Origin of the sequence: Pseudoalteromonas sp. P1-9, assembly GCF_001399975.1 — a bacterium.
Classification (GTDB): domain Bacteria; phylum Pseudomonadota; class Gammaproteobacteria; order Enterobacterales; family Alteromonadaceae; genus Pseudoalteromonas.
Window position 1 is genome coordinate 36,874 of sequence record NZ_LKBD01000035.1, and the last position, 15,778, is coordinate 52,651.

11 protein-coding genes are annotated in these 15,778 nt (G+C 41.5%); 7 read left to right on the plus strand and 4 right to left on the minus strand.

Annotated elements, in window-relative coordinates; all coding sequences use genetic code 11:
- The first annotated feature begins 402 nt into the window (after nucleotides 1-402).
- Entirely contained in the window at nucleotides 403-1,701 is a 1,299-nt protein-coding gene (locus AN214_RS17445; RefSeq protein ID WP_152960799.1) for a hypothetical protein, read from the plus strand.
- Between the two features lie 83 nt (nucleotides 1,702-1,784).
- On the opposite strand, the gene rnt is transcribed toward AN214_RS17445, so the two are convergent.
- On the minus strand, nucleotides 1,785-2,444 hold the full coding sequence (gene rnt / locus AN214_RS17450; RefSeq protein WP_054980898.1) for a ribonuclease T: 660 nt from the start codon (nucleotides 2,442-2,444) through the stop codon (nucleotides 1,785-1,787).
- A gap of 228 nt (nucleotides 2,445-2,672) precedes the next feature.
- Between rnt and AN214_RS17455 the strand changes: the two genes are divergently transcribed.
- The gene (locus AN214_RS17455) at nucleotides 2,673-3,509 is read left to right on the plus strand and encodes an OmpA family protein (protein ID WP_084616552.1); all 837 of its coding nucleotides are present in this window, start codon (nucleotides 2,673-2,675) and stop codon (nucleotides 3,507-3,509) included.
- Between the two features lie 54 nt (nucleotides 3,510-3,563).
- Here AN214_RS17455 and AN214_RS17460 read toward each other — a convergent pair whose 3' ends face one another.
- Nucleotides 3,564-3,893: a hypothetical protein gene (locus AN214_RS17460; protein ID WP_054980900.1), complete on the minus strand. Its 330-nt coding sequence runs from the start codon at nucleotides 3,891-3,893 to the stop codon at nucleotides 3,564-3,566.
- Between the two features lie 29 nt (nucleotides 3,894-3,922).
- Nucleotides 3,923-4,342, minus strand: a complete 420-nt coding sequence (locus AN214_RS17465; protein WP_054980907.1) for a CBS domain-containing protein — start codon at nucleotides 4,340-4,342, stop codon at nucleotides 3,923-3,925.
- 372 nt (nucleotides 4,343-4,714) lie between these two features.
- Here AN214_RS17465 and AN214_RS17470 point away from each other — a divergent pair, with 372 nt between their 5' ends.
- Nucleotides 4,715-7,513 carry a collagenase gene (locus AN214_RS17470; protein WP_054980901.1) on the plus strand — a complete coding sequence of 933 codons (2,799 nt, stop codon included), beginning with the start codon at nucleotides 4,715-4,717 and terminating at the stop codon, nucleotides 7,511-7,513.
- 81 nt (nucleotides 7,514-7,594) lie between these two features.
- On the opposite strand, the gene mnmC is transcribed toward AN214_RS17470, so the two are convergent.
- Complete coding sequence (gene mnmC / locus AN214_RS17475) at nucleotides 7,595-9,577, minus strand: bifunctional tRNA (5-methylaminomethyl-2-thiouridine)(34)-methyltransferase MnmD/FAD-dependent 5-carboxymethylaminomethyl-2-thiouridine(34) oxidoreductase MnmC (protein ID WP_054980902.1); 1,983 nt, start codon at nucleotides 9,575-9,577, stop codon at nucleotides 7,595-7,597.
- A gap of 207 nt (nucleotides 9,578-9,784) precedes the next feature.
- On the opposite strand from mnmC, the gene fabB reads away from it, so the two are divergent.
- From fabB to AN214_RS17495, 4 genes are all read left to right on the plus strand, one after another.
- Nucleotides 9,785-10,999, plus strand: a complete 1,215-nt coding sequence (fabB, locus tag AN214_RS17480) for a beta-ketoacyl-ACP synthase I (protein WP_054980903.1) — start codon at nucleotides 9,785-9,787, stop codon at nucleotides 10,997-10,999.
- Between the two features lie 116 nt (nucleotides 11,000-11,115).
- On the plus strand, nucleotides 11,116-12,243 hold the full coding sequence (locus AN214_RS17485) for a 4-phosphoerythronate dehydrogenase (RefSeq protein WP_054980904.1): 1,128 nt from the start codon (nucleotides 11,116-11,118) through the stop codon (nucleotides 12,241-12,243).
- Between the two features lies 1 nt (nucleotide 12,244).
- The gene (locus AN214_RS17490; protein WP_054980905.1) at nucleotides 12,245-13,261 is read left to right on the plus strand and encodes an aspartate-semialdehyde dehydrogenase; all 1,017 of its coding nucleotides are present in this window, start codon (nucleotides 12,245-12,247) and stop codon (nucleotides 13,259-13,261) included.
- Between the two features lie 321 nt (nucleotides 13,262-13,582).
- Nucleotides 13,583-15,778: FimV/HubP family polar landmark protein (locus tag AN214_RS17495; RefSeq protein ID WP_327077703.1), on the plus strand; the 2,196-nt coding region annotated here is incomplete at its 3' end.

Below are 15,778 nucleotides of genomic sequence, written 5' to 3' on the forward strand. Positions count from 1 at the left end.
TTTGTTGTTGACAAAAACTTCTTAATATGTACTTGAATAAGGAAAGAAAGCTTCAGAAGTGATGGAATTTAAGTTCATAATTGCCTCAATTTGAGGCTGGCGTGTGGCTCACTCAGTGTACCACTAAGATAGAAAGGCTCTGGAGGGCTTGATTTTAAAGAGTTTGGTTGAATCCTAATCAGCCCCTGAATTTGTTTCATCTGAATCATACTCAGTTGGCACGATTATAACGCTTAGTTTTTATGTTAAACAAGGGCAAAGCACAATTAACTGTATTTAAATGGTTTAATCGCTTTAAATTTAAACGAATGTTGAAATGAAAGTGAGTTGGTAGGGATTGCTTGCTTGTTAATATTGCTCGGCGCTATACAATGCAGCTGATTGAAATAATGGAGGTTTTCAATGAATATCAGTAAAACAATAATAATATGTTTGTTGTTTATCGCGATGAACGCGGTTGCACAGAGTAAAATAGCGCTGTCGATTAATGTTGAAAAACAGATTGGCAGCAACGTGTGGCAAGTAAGTTATCAATTGCCCAAATTGACTCAAACGTTAGATTTTTCTCACTTACCACCTCATTTCCTGACTAACCATTTTGCGGTTAAAGGCAAAGCGGTGGTTAAAGATGACAGCACAATTCAGCTAACGAATCTTAATGACATATTAATGCTTGAAGTATCCGATGGTTTTGATGTGAGTGAACTTAGATTTAATGCGCCGTTTATTAACTTTTCTAACAACGGCGCGTTTTATGCGGACTATTTTGTGCCGCATTCATTGAAAGTAGCGGATGAATTAATAACACGCGATGCGCTAAGTGTGACATTTAATATAATAGCAAAAATGAAAAATGAGCAAAATCAGCGAACGCGCACCATTAACAAGGTATCGTCGTTAAATTTAGCACAGTTTATTAGTCTAACTTTACCGTCTAATGCCTCTAAAGATGGTGTTTATTTCGTTATTGAGCCAAATTTGCCAAATGATTTTAAAGTGCAGCTTGAGCAAAACAGCGCTAAACTTATGCGTTATTTTAGCCAACAGCTTAATTCCCCTTTAAACCGCGACGTTACATTCTTGATTAACGCTAATAGCAATGCGTCATACATTGGCTTTTTGGGTAGCGCACTATCAAATCAAATTATGTTTGAGATATCAGGGCAAGATGCAGTCCAGCACCCGAGTAAATACCAACGAACAATTTATTTAACCCTAGCACATGAAGCGTTACACCTTTGGAACGCGCATTTTTGGCAACCATCAGATGGCACTCCGATTTGGCTGTACGAAGGCTCAGCTGACTTTTTTGCCTATCGCGCAATGGTGCATTCAGGCTTAATGCCACCATCGCATTTTAAGTATTTTTTACAGCAGCAACAAAAAGAGTGTTTAGAAGGTGTTAAACAAACTGCGCTTTCACATCTGGAGTCAACGCCTGCAATTGGCGCAAGTTATCCATGTGGTCGGGTATTTTTTGAAGTGTTAGCTAACGCGTTGAATAAAAATGGTTTTGAGCTTTGGCTCGAAATTATGAATGTAAGCGAAGAGCAAAGTTATTCGGTTGAAGATGTGTATGTGTTTATCGAAAGAGCCGAATTATCTGACTCGCTAAAACACGTGTTACAAGACATCTTATTTAACAATGAAAAAGCACATGACGCGCTGAAAAGCATTATTTCAGCGCAATCGAAGCACTAAACGTGCCACTTAGCACGCGCAGCCAAAAGCTGTTTAGTGCATAAATCCATGGTAAAAAGTAACGGTGGTAATAAATCCCGCCGTTACTCGTCTACTTGCTCAGAATCGTTTGGCATTGGCCAGCCGCCTAAGGCTTGCCATTTATTTACAATGTAACAATAAAGCTCGGCGGTGCGCTCGGTGTCATACAGTGCACTGTGGGCTTGGCTGTTATCGAATTCAATTCCTGCGGCGCGACATGCTTTTGCAAGCACTGTTTGACCAACTGCTAAGCCAGCTAGGGTGGTTGTATCAAAACTCACGAATGGGTGAAACGGTGTGCGCTTAATATTATTGCGCTCAATTGCGGCATTTAAAAAGCCGTGATCAAAGGCCGCATTATGCGCTACTACAACGCTGCGCTGACAACCTGCTGCTTTTTGTGCTTTGCGCACAGCTTTACAGATTTCTTTTATTGCTTCGTCTTCTTTTACCGCGCCACGCAAGGGCGAAAACGGATCAATGCCATTAAACTCAATAGCTGATTGCTCAATATTGGCACCCTCAAACGGTTCTACGTGAAAATGCACTGTTTTGTCGATACTTAGTTCGCCTGAATCGTCCATTTTTAGTAGGCTGACAGCAATTTCTAACAATGCATCGGTTTTATTATTAAAGCCTGCGGTCTCGACGTCGATAACTACAGGAAAGAAACCGCGAAAACGCTTGGCAAATAAAGTTGTTGGTGCTTCAGCTTGAGACATATACTTACTTTCAGTGCTTATTAAGGCCGCGTATTATGTCAAAATTAGGTTGTTGCTGACCAGTAAAATATTACGCAAGGACGTTTGATTTAGGTATATTTATTGCTTAAATTTTAATAGGGTGTTGCTTGTTGCAGCGGTGTTTTAATTTAACCAAGCGTTTATCAGATTTAGGAGACCTCAGTGCTAGTAAAGAAGCAAGTACAGTGTTTGTTCGTTGGTCTGTCGATGGGTGCTGTGTTTTCTGCCAATGCGGCGCTACGTAGTTACGGCGCAGCTGAAAGCAATGCGATTTGGAATACCCCTGAAGCATCACGTTTAAGTTGTCAGTTAGAGCATAATATTCCGCGCTTTGGTAAGGCGCGATTTTTAGCGACTGCGAGTAAAGATAAACCGCTGCATTTCACCTTAGATATGCTTATTAAGCCAGAAGGGTACGATGTTGCCGATGTGCTGTCAGTGCCACCTATTTGGAAAGCGGGTAATCCTGCGCGTAGCTTATTCGATGCTAATTTGTTGAAGCAGTTTGATACAGAGCTAGATTCAAAAGCATCTTGGTTACTGCTAACCGAACTTGAAAAAGGTAATGTCCCTACGTTTTATTATCAGGATTGGCATAACAGCCAAGACAAGATCAAAGTTGAATTGTCGTCGGTTAATTTTCGTCGTAATTACTTAAGCTTTTTAGAGTGTCGCGATGCGCTATTGCCATTTAGCTTCGATGATATTGCGTATACAGTGATGCGATATGAGTCGAATAGCAGCGAGTTAACGCGTGATTCGAAAAAGCGTTTAGAGAAAATAGGGTTATATTTGGAGAACGATCCTAATATTGATTCGGTGGTAATTAATGCCTACACCGATTCATACGGTGGTCGCTATATTAACCAACAACTTTCAGAAAAGCGTGCCGATGCAATTAAAAGCTACATGACTGAAAAGGGTATAGCAGCAGAGAAAATTGTTACGCAAGGGTTTGGCGAAAAACGCCATGTTGCAACCAATAACACCATTATTGGACGTGGTAAAAACCGTCGGGTAGTTATTCAAATAGAAAAGGTTTAGCGGTTTTTTTGCAGATAAGTCTGTTAAAACGGTTTCTAAATTATGATGACGAAGTTATTTCGTCATCATAATACTTACTTCACACCAACTTTCTTGCTGGTAAAAACCAATTTTAACGCGTTTACCCGCTACCGTATAAAAATATGTATAGCGGCCAATATCTTCAGTGATGGTTTCTGGCTCGCCTAAGGTATTGCGATAAAACGCCATTACAGAATCTAAGTCTTGTTTTACAAAACCGGAGATGATCATAGGGTAATCGTCTTCAAGTGCCATACGTACTTGAAAATCGTTCGGAAGGGATACGTCGTCAATATTTGCTTGCGCCGCAAAGCTAAAGCTCATTAAAACGCCCAGTGCGATACTGCAACATAACTTCTTCATTTTATCACTCCTGATCACCCATTTGTGGGTTAACTTTCTAATAGTGTTAAGGATAGTCTAACGAAATCGGATGAGGTAACTATTCCTTGCAACTGGTTGTTGTCGTCTACGACAGGCAAACATCCATGCCGATTATTTAAGAAAAAGCGTGCCGCCTCGGTCAATGGCATTGTCGCGTTGGCGAAAACCACGTCTTTATCCACTAGCTCTGAAACAGGTACTTGCTTTTCCCTTCTATTTAACGCATTTACGCCGTATTTGTCTAGTAAATACATGGTTTTAGCAAGCACACTTTTTTGCGTTACCATACCGTAAAAAAGGCCATCTTCTACAATAGGAATATGGCGAATATTATGATCTTTCATCATTTGGTGAACATCAGCCATCGTGTTGTCTAGTTCAATTGATAGCACGTCACACGTCATTAACTCTGCAATTGTTTTTGTCATAACCATTAACTTATTAGTGAACTTAATATTAAGTTTAGCGCTTATTTGTTTTGTCGCTTTGCGCTAGGGCAATGTAAGCCCGAATAACTGTTGTTTTTAGTGCAATTAAACCTGTCAGCACGGCATCTCAAAGTAACTATTGCAAATATAGCGTGATTTTCTAATACAATTTTCGCATTTTTACAATACAACCAATTGAAAAATATACATTAACAAAAAAGCTGTTAGTTTGCCCCTATATTTAGAACAAAAGTTAATATATTGTATACAGTATATTGAATCCATGTTTTATCGATTCAATATGTCGTTCAGCAACGAAACTCGATACTGGTTTTATCGAAAAATTATGACAACAACAATTGGAAATAAACAATGAAACTTACAAAATTGGCGTTAGTGCTTGCCACATTAAGTTATGGACAAAGTGCGTTTGCTGCTAGCGCGCCTATTTCACAAAATCAACCTAAGGTTCATCATCATGGTGTTGAGTCTAAGCGCATGGACAACGCGCCTACCGCGGTAACCACTCAACAATCTACGCACACTTTCGATCACGCACACAAACTCATTCATACGCTTAAATCACAAAGTATGCAGCAAGCAGCTGCGGCAACGTGTGATTTAAATGTGTTGGCTACGAGTGACTCAACCCAGCTGATTAGCGAAATTAAATCGCAGGGTACAACTTGTGTTAATGAACTATTTGGCGCAACAAGTGATATTCAATCTGCTGTTTATGACTCTAACAATATGTATGCAGTAGCGAACCATGTGAAGAGCCTTTCTGATAGTTATCAAGGTGGCGGTGACACCGATATCGAAGCATTATTTTTGTATCTGCGTGCTGGTTATTATGTGGAGTTTTATAACGACCAAGTAACGTTTGCGTCTTGGGTAAAACCAGCTGTTAAGAATGCCATTGATGCATTTGTAAATAATAGCCATTTTTATGATGACAATGATGCGCACGGTAAGACACTTTCTGAAGTACTTATCACAATGGATAGCTCTGAGCAGCAAGATGTGTATTTACCTGTGGTTGTTGAATGGCTAAACCGTTGGAATGCAAGTTACGCAGGCAAGTGGAATATGCGTAGTGCGGTAAACGGCGTATTTACAATTTTATTCCGTGGGCAATGGAACACTGAATTTAAAAATAAAGTTGGTTCAGCGAATGATTTAGTAAGTGCACTAGCGAAGTTTACAACAAGTACTTATATGATCGACTCTGATGCTGAATTTATGATTGCAAATGCGGCACGTGAATTAGGCCGATTAAAACAATACCCTGGCACTATTCAAACAGCTGTTGATGCAGCGTTAAATCGTATTTTCTCAGATTATCAAATGTATGGGTATGGCGATTCGGTATGGTTAGGTGCAGCAGATACAGCGGGTTACCACGGTAGCTGTGATACCTATAATATTTGTGGATTTGAAGAGCAACTTGAATCACAAGTGTTATCACAAACGTATACCTGTAGCAGCACGATTAAAATCCGCTCACAAAATATGACTAGCGCGCAGCATCAAGCAGCGTGTAGCAAAATGGGTTATGAAGAAACGTATTTCCACGTTCAATTGCAAACCAATAACACACCGGTTGCTGACGACGTGAACAGCCAGTTACAAGTGAATATTTTCGACTCAAGTGACGACTACGGTAAATATGCGGGCGTTATTTTTGGTATTAACACTAATAATGGTGGTATGTACTTAGAAGGTAACCCATCAACACCGGGTAATATTCCAAACTTTGTTGCGTATGAAGCAAGCTATGCGAATGCCGACCACTTTGTATGGAACTTAGAGCACGAGTACGTACATTATCTTGATGGTCGTTTTGATTTGTACGGCGGCTTTAACGCACCAACAGAAGCAATTGTATGGTGGAGTGAAGGTGTTGCAGAGTACATCGCAAACGAAAATGATAACCCTGCGGCAATAGATACCATTAAAGATGGTTCGACTTACAGCTTAGGTACGGTATTTGAAACAACATACGATGGCTTTGACCAAGATCGTATTTACCGTTGGGGTTACTTAGCAGTGCGCTTTATGTTCGAAAATCACCGCGATGAACTAAACCAAATGTTAGCGTCAACACGTTCAGGTGATTGGGCAGGGTATAAATCACGTATCAATACTTGGGCAACAAACTATGATGCTGAGTTTACTCAGTGGACACAAGCACTTGCTAACGGTGATACAAACCCACCACAAAATAAAGCGCCTGTGGCGGTAATTAATGGTCCATACAGTGGCGAAGTGGGCGAGTTAATTTCGTTTACAAGCAATGGCTCTTATGATGAAGAATCAAGTATTGCGTCATACAGCTGGGACTTTGGCGATGGCACAACAAGTTCAGAAGCTAACCCAAGCCACAGTTACGCAACCGCGGCAGACTATGCAGTAACACTTACAGTGACTGATGCAGAAGGTGCAAGTGCTAGCGTGTCAACTACAGCAACAGTGACAGGTACACAGCCACCAGTTGGTAATGAACTACAAAACGGCGTAGCGCAGCAAGTAACGGGTAACACCGGCGATGAGAAACGCTTTGTTGTAAACGTACCTGCAAACGCCAGTGATTTAGAAATAACTTTAAATGGTGGTTCGGGTGATGGTGACTTATATGTGAAGTTTGGTGATGCACCAACAATGGAAAGCTATGACTGTCGTCCATATGTTGGCGGTAATAGCGAGCGTTGTACTATCGCAGAACCACAAGCGGGCACTTATCACGTAATGGTTTACGGCTATGCTAATTTTGATACGCAACTAAAAGCTAACTACACAGTACAAAGTGGTGGTGGTTTTAATGTACCAAATGCGTGTGCAACAGAGGGCCCAAGTGGCGGCGGTCGTTTATACGATGGCGATGTAATGTGTCTTGCTGAACAAGAACCAATTTGGTTAAGCATTGCGGATGTAAGTAGTGCAACAAGTGTGGCTATTACTACGTCAAATGGTTCTGGTGACATTAATCTAGAATATCGTAATGGCGGTTGGCCAAGTGCTGGTAGTGTAGATGCATCATCACAAAATGTGGGTAATGGTGAGTGTATTTACATCACTAACCAAAGCGAGTATTGGGGCTATGTAAAAGTCTCAGGTACTGCAAGTGGTGCGTCGATTGTTGTCGACTTTAATACGCCAGGTTGTCGTTAATTTCCCGAAATTAACTCTCCAAAAAGCCGCATAGTGCAAACTATGCGGCTTTTTTATCGTTTGTTTTTTATCGCTTGGTTTTTATAGTTTGTTGCGTTTTAAATCGCGCACAATAAAGCGATTTGGATGTAGCATTTCGCTGATGTGTGTTGGCACAGGTAACGGTTCGTCGCATAGTGCTGCAACTAGCATTTCTGCAGCGAGCGGCGCTGTACATAGCCCGCGAGCACCTAACCCTGAAAACACATATAAACCGTTATTTGGATTAGCATTAGTTTCAAAGTCGTAATGTTTGCCGTTTCTCAGTGGTGCAAAGTTGCTTAACAAAGTGTCTTCATCGGGAACTTCACCAACGATTGGTTGGTGATCTGGGGTTGTACAACGAATAGCGGCTTTAGCATCGAGTATTGATTCTTCGGTGATACCCAACTGCTCGGGGTAAAAAGAGCGCAACTGATTTAAATTAATTGCGTTGTCGCTACTACTAATCTCTCGACTCATACTACGTTTTTCAAACGTTGCGCCCATACAGTGAGTGTTATCTAACTGGGGAGTGAAATACCCTTTATGACACAGCACGGTTTTTAACTTTTGCGATAAGTCGTTTACCTTAACGCGGGTAACTTGACCACGTACAGGGCTAAATGGCAGTACTTGGGTTTGTGAAAAGCGGGTGGTTAGCTCACCACAGGTGATGAATACTTGGCTAAACTCTCCAACTTCTTTGCTGTTTGAATCAATAAGTTGATAGCCATTTTGTGTTTTTATAATCTCGCTAATTTCGGTGTTAAAAACGGTATTATGTGATGTATTACTATTACTTGCAGTGAAAATAGCGTTTACTAATGCTGGTGGTTTAACCCAGCCAGCTTCACTAATAAATAAGCCAGGAAAGTTAGCTTCAAAACCGGCAATATCGTTTGCTTGTTGTGCTGATACACCGCGAATTAAAGAACTTGGCCACGCGTTTTTTTCAATAAGGCGCTGTTGAATTTCTACTTTACTGTCGCTGATACCATGTAATAGTACACCGCACCAATCGTGTGGATAGTGATACCCATCATCATGTATTTGCTGATAAACACGTTTAGCATAATAAAAGCTATGAGCAAAAAATTCGCTTATGGCATTAAAATCAGCTTGTAGATTTGGGTAAACAGCGCCTTGGTGATTATGCGACGCACCTTTTGCGAGCGCATCATCTTTACAAAAAATATCGCAAGTTATGCCCCGTTTTGCAAAGCTGTAAGCTAAGGTTGCAGTGGCAATGCCGCCGCCAATAATCGCAACTTTTTCAAGTGATTGCGTGCCCCGCTCAAAATAGGCTGGTTGTGTACTGTTTTGGTTTGCTTTTTCTAATGTGCCAACCACCATTTCACGTTTACGGCCGTAACCTTTTACTTTCTTTACGCTAAAGCCCGCATCGGCAAGGCCTCGGCGTACAAAGCCTGCGGCGGTAAAGGTGGCAAAGGTACAGTCGCTGCGCCCTAGATTGGCCATGCCATCAAATAACGACTGTTGCCACATATCAGGGTTTTTACTGGGAGCAAAACCATCAAGATACCAGGCGTCAACAATACCGTTTTCACCGTAACAGAGCTGTGGCAGCGTGTCTTGAATATCGCCAAACCACAAATCCAATATAACGCGACCTTGATCAAACTCTAAACGATGACAGCCAGCAATGGCAGTTGGATAACTTGCAACAAGTTGTTCACTTAAGCTTGTTAACTCTGGCCAAGCAGCAAGCGCTTGTTGCAGCGCTGATTGTTCAAGCGGGAATTTTTCAAAGCTAATAAAGTGCAGTTGCTCAACCGATTTGTCGCTATCTTGGTTAAACCGCTGCCAGGTGTTTAAAAAATTTAACCCTGTGCCAAACCCCGTTTCAGCGATAACAAAGTGCCTTCTCGGGTGATTTTGCCAACGCGAAGCAATATTGTTTTGTTGAAAAAAAACATAATCTGACTCTAACAAGCCGTTATCGTTCGAAAAATAAACATCGTCAAAGTCTTGTGCGACCGGTGTGCCTGATTCATTAAACTCAATTTTTGCGTGGCGGATCATAATTATTTAAAACAAACTTAACGTAGCGCTATTGTACGAGATATAGGGGGGCGGTTAAACTTGATTTAGAACAATTAAGTCTTATTTATTTGGCAGTTAAAGTTAAAATACTGTAAATTCGAAACACGTGTACGCTGAGATTAGACCAGTTTTTTGTAAATAACACGTAGAATAGAGCACAATTATCTTTGTAGAAAAGGTTTATCCATGAAAAGAGCCGTAATTACGGGTATCGGTATTGTTTCAAGTATCGGTAATAATCAAGAAGAAGTACTTGAATCATTAAAAGCAGGCCGTTCAGGCATCACATTCAATCAAGAGTTTGCAGATTTAAAATTACGTTCAAATGTGAGCGGTAGCATTGATCTTGACCCGAAAGAGCATGTTGATCGTAAAGCATTCCGTTTTATGGGTGACGCAGCGGCGTATTCATATATCTCAATGCAACAAGCAATTGAAGATGCTGGCCTAAATGAAGAGCAAGTTTCTAACCCGCGTACGGGCATTATTGTTGGTTCAGGTGGTGGTTCATCTAAGTATCAAGTTGAAGCTGCTGATATTCTTCGTGAAAAAGGCGTTAAGCGCGTAGGTCCATACATGGTACCGCGTACTATGGCATCAACTACTTCAGCATGTTTAGCAACACCGTTCAAAATTAAAGGTGTTAACTACTCAATCAGCTCAGCATGTGCAACGTCAGCACACTGTATTGGTAACGCGGTTGAGCAAATTCAGTTAGGCAAGCAAGATGTTATTTTTGCTGGTGGCGGTGAAGAACTTCACTGGACATTAGCAATGGAATTTGACGCGATGGGTGCATTATCAACGAAGTATAATGAAACTCCTGAGCTTGCTTCACGTACTTATGACGCAAATCGTGATGGTTTTGTTATTTCTGGCGGTGGCGGTATCGTTGTTGTTGAAGAATTAGAGCACGCGCTTGCGCGTGGTGCGAAAATCTACGGTGAAATCGTAGGTTACGGTGCAACGTCAGACGGTTACGACATGGTTGCACCATCAGGTGAAGGCGCAGTTCGTTGTATGCAACAGGCGCTTGCATCGGTTGAAGGTGAAGTGGATTACCTAAACACGCACGGTACATCAACACCGGTAGGTGATGTAAAAGAGCTTGGCGCAATTCAAGAAGTGTTTGGTGGTAAATCACCTGCAATCAGCGCAACCAAAGCAATGACAGGTCACGCTCTGGGCGCTGCTGGCGTACACGAAGCAATTTACTCAATTCTAATGCTACAAAATAACTTTGTTGCACCATCTATCAACATCGATGAATTAGATGAGCAAGCTGAAGGTTTAGATATCGTAAAAGAAGCGCGTGAAACCGAGCTTAACACTGTGATGTCAAACAGCTTCGGTTTTGGCGGTACAAACGCAACGCTTGTAATGCAAAAATACAAGGGTTAATTAGCGAACGTTTTAGTTATTGCTAAATGAATCTAAGAAAAGCCACTTAAGTGATTGAGTGGCTTTTTTATTCCCGTTAAAATAGCGCATCTCCCGTTCGCCTCAATAGGACAACTATGCGCATTCTTGCAGACCAAAATATGCCTTTGGTCGAAGAGTTTTTTTCAGAATTCGGTGAAATCACTCGATTTGCCGGTCGTGAGCTAGATCCCCAACAACTTATTGATACTGATATTCTATTAGTACGTTCAATTACCAAAGTTGATGCCAATTTATTAGCGCATGCAAACAAACTGAAATTTGTTGGCACTGCAACCATAGGCACAGATCACGTTGATCAAACGCTGTTACAGCAAAAATGTATCGCGTTTTCCAGCGCACCGGGTTGTAACGCAACGGCGGTTGCTGAATACGTGGTGTCGAGCCTGCTGGCGCTTGCGCAAGAAGATGATTTTAGTTTACGCGATAAAACGGTTGGTATTATTGGGGTAGGCAATATTGGTAGCCGCCTTGCGGTTAAACTTGAAGCTTTGGGCTGTAAGCTACTTTTGTGCGATCCGCCAAAGCAAGCCGCAGGCGAACTAAGTGAAGGTGTGTCACTTGATACGGTGATTGATGAAGCTGATATCTTGAGCTTTCATGTGCCATTAGTAAAAGAAGGCATTCACAAAACAAAACATCTACTTAACCAAGGTAATTTAGCCAAGTTAAAATCAAATGCGATTGTGGTGAACTCATGTCGCGGTGATGTCATTGATAACTCCGCATTGCTCAACTTTATGCAAGCGGGCGGTGGATTATCGTTAGTACTGGATGTCTGGGAGAATGAACCGAGTATTGAGTTAGCCTTACTGCCATACACACGCATTGGCTCAGTGCATATTGCCGGTCACAGTCTTGAGGGTAAAGCTGGGGGGACCGATATGTTGTATCAAGCAGTTTGTCAGCAACTTGGTAAACCAATAACGCACAAAATGGCAGATTTTCTCCCTCAACCTGAGTTTATGGCAGTACATTTAGGCGCTACGTTTAGCGATGCAAATATTTGTCAGTTAGTGCATAGCGTGTATGATGCGCGCCGCGATTATGGCTTATTAAAAAACGGATTAAATAGCGAAGGATTCGATAGTTTAAGAAAAAACTATCCGGGACGTCGCGAATTTAGCACTTTAACGGTAAAATGCAGTTCAACTGCAAATGCAAAACGTTTAAGCCAACTGGGCTTTAACGTGATTGAGGAATAACATGTCACAAAAATTCAATGTTGCCGTTTTAGGTGCAACGGGCCTAGTAGGCCGTCAAATTATCGAAACACTAGAAGAGCGTAAGTTTCCAATTGATACGCTGTACTTATTGGCATCAGAGCGCAGTGCCGGCGAAGATATTAAGTTCGCAGGCGAAGACATTGAAGTGATTGATGTTGAGACTTTTGACTTTTCTAATGCCCATATAGCCCTGTTCTCAGCTGGTGGCAGCGTTTCGGAAAAATACGCACCAATTGCAGCAGAAGCAGGGTGTGTGGTTATCGATAATACCTCACATTTTCGTTACGACTATGATGTGCCATTAGTTGTGCCTGAGGTTAACCCTGAAGCGCTGAGTGACTTTAGAAATCGTAATATTATTGCTAACCCGAACTGTTCAACTATTCAAATGATGGTGGCACTAAAGCCGATTTATGATGCCTATGGTATTGATCGTATTAACATAACTACTTATCAGTCTGTTTCAGGTGGTGGTAAAAAAGCGGTAGATGAGTTAGCAAAACAAACAGCAAACCTAATGAATGCGCGCCCACTTGAAAACGACGTATTTCCAAAGCAAATCGCGTTTAATGTGATCCCACAAATTGATTCGTTTGAAGATAACGGCTACACCCGTGAAGAGATGAAAATGGTGTGGGAAACGCAGAAAATATTCGGCGATAGCAGTGTAATGGTTAACCCAACCGCTGTGCGCGTACCTGTGTTTTATGGTCACGCAGAAGCTATTCACCTAGAAACGCGTATGCCGGTAGATGTTGAACATGTGAAGCAGTTATTAAACGATGCGCCAGGCGTAGAATATATCGAAGATGAGCAAGACTACCCAACACCGGTGACCGATGCGAGCGGCAATGACGCGGTATATGTTGGCCGCGTACGTCAAGATATTAGCCATCCTCACGGATTAAATTTGTGGGTTGTATCTGATAACACACGTAAAGGTGCGGCAACAAATAGTATACAAATCGCAGAGTTGTTAATCGAACAATACCTATAATTGTCAATTCTTTGATGCCAAACAATTATACCACCGTAATTGTTTGGCATTATTCGTAACTTATTGAGTTTCAGTTTAAAGCGGCACGTTCAAATACTGAGATAATGTAATCCCGCCAGTTACTTTACTAATGCTAATTAATGGATATTCAGTGTTTTCTGGTTTATAGTTTTACGCTGAAAATTATAAAAAGAGTCGCACTATTTTAAGCTGTTACAGCTAGGAAACTACAAAAATGGTGCAAACTTTGCATAAGTTTGGTGTTCGAGCACCGTGTTCAAGAACATATAAACTTCTCAGAGTTAATATTAAAGGAAACCCATGCGCAGCTTCTTTTCTTCAAAAGCGATTATTTTATTTTCGGCAGTGTTGCTAGGTGCATCGACCCTATCATTCGACCTTTTTGCCGACAGCACTCGCATCCGCGGACCGAAAAACGTAGATATCGGTGAACAGGGGAAACGCTATGGGCCAATCCGCGATTCAGACACGCTATGGCGCATCGCAACAAAATTAAGACCTGATAACTCGGTTACGATTTATCAGGTAATGCAAGCGATTTATCAGAAAAACCCCAATTCTTTCCTCGATAATAATATTAATCACTTGCGCCCTGGCGCTTACTTAGCTATGCCATCAATGCGCGAAATCCGAAGCATTAATGCAGGCTTTGCTCAAGAGCGTTCAGAGCTAGATGACAAACTTTGGGATAAAAAGGTTAAAGGCGAACTTACTCAAACCGAAATCGACGTTGTTGCAAAGCAAGCAGAGCAAGCTAAAAAAGAAGATGTAATCGTTGCTAAAAAAGAACTGAGTGACGAAATTAAGCAGGCAAAAGAAGCACAAAATGAGAAGTTAGAGCAGCTTAAAGACGAATTTAAATCATCGGTTGATAACGTTGAGGTAATTCTTAACGAAAATGAAAACCTGAAAAAGCAAGTTACCAGCCTATCAACTGAACTTGAGCATATTCGCGGTCAATTAGACAGCGATAGACAAACGCTAGACGAATTAAAAGCGCTACTTGCTGACCAGCATCGTATTCTTGCAGAACAAGAAGCCAAGGCTAAGGCTGAGGCGGAATCGTTTAGTTTACAAAATTTGACTAATAACCCACTGCTTTTAGTAGTGCTTGCACTTATTCCTGGATTTTTAATTGTTGGCGGCGCAATTTATTGGTTTAAATCGCGCGCCAATAAAGTGGAACCTGAAGAAGAACCCATTTTTGACACGCCAATGTCAAAGGTGCCAGACCCTATCGTAAACGATACCTTAGATGATGATTTAAGCGATGGGTTAGATGATGTTCTGGCAGATAACACAGTAGACGATGATTTAAGTTCAGGCTCAGATGAAGGTTTAGACGACCCATTTGATGATGTGCTTGATCAAAGCTTTGACGATGCATTAGACGATGATGTTGTTGCACTTGATGATGACCTAGACGATACACTGGGCGAACCTGAAGACTTGCTCTACGAAGATGAAGAGCCAGCGCTTGAAGAAACTAACACGCTGCTAGATCAAGACGAGCTTGATGGCTTACTTGGTGATGCGCTTGATGATGATTTGCTAGATGAAAGTGATTCAGATGATCTCGTGCCAGATTTAAATAATGATAGCGCAGATGACGAATTAGCAGATGCTGACGATATTGATGCAATTCTAGCGCAAGATTTTGACACAGGCGCTGATAGCGATGATGTGGCGATTGACGAAATAGCAGAAAGCGATAGTGAAATTGAACTAGATATTCCAGAAGAGCAAGAGCCGCTCAGTCAGGAAGAGCCTGATGTAGCTGATGTCGATGCTATTATGGATGAGCTAAGTAATGATGAACTAGAGTCTGAAGTAACAGAAAGCGAAGAAGAGAAAGAACCTGAAATCCAATTAGATATGGATGATATTGATGCGATGATCAATGAGGTTGAGTCTGATGATACTGACCTAACCAATCTTGATGCATTAATCGAAGAGGCTAACTCAGATGCAGAACGTTTAGCTGCGCAACAAGCCGCTGCAGAAGCTATTGCAAATACAGACACATTAGAAGATGAATTGGAAGATTCGCTTGAATCAGATGATGATATTGATGCCTTATTAGAGCAGACAGCTGAAAGTGATAATGGATCGGCACTCGATGACATCGATGAGCTAATTGAACAAAGTGAAGAAATAGAATCTGAATTCGATGCGACAGAGCCAAATGATACTGAAATTGATGTTGATGATGTAAACGTTGAAGCAGCTGCCCTTGAAGATGATATCACCTCTGAAGAGTTAGACGAACCAGTAGAAGAATCACTTGAAGAATCGCTAGATAAAGCACTCGAAGAGTCGTTGGATGATTCACTTGCATCGAGTGAAGAGACGCTAGATGAATTAGATGAACTTGATGCGATTGAGCCTGAAGCGGATGAAATAGAAACGCTTGAATCTGATGAAGCGTCTAGTGAAGCTGATATCGCTGAAATTGATGTTGCTGATGTAAACGTTGAAGCAGCTGCCCTTGAAGAT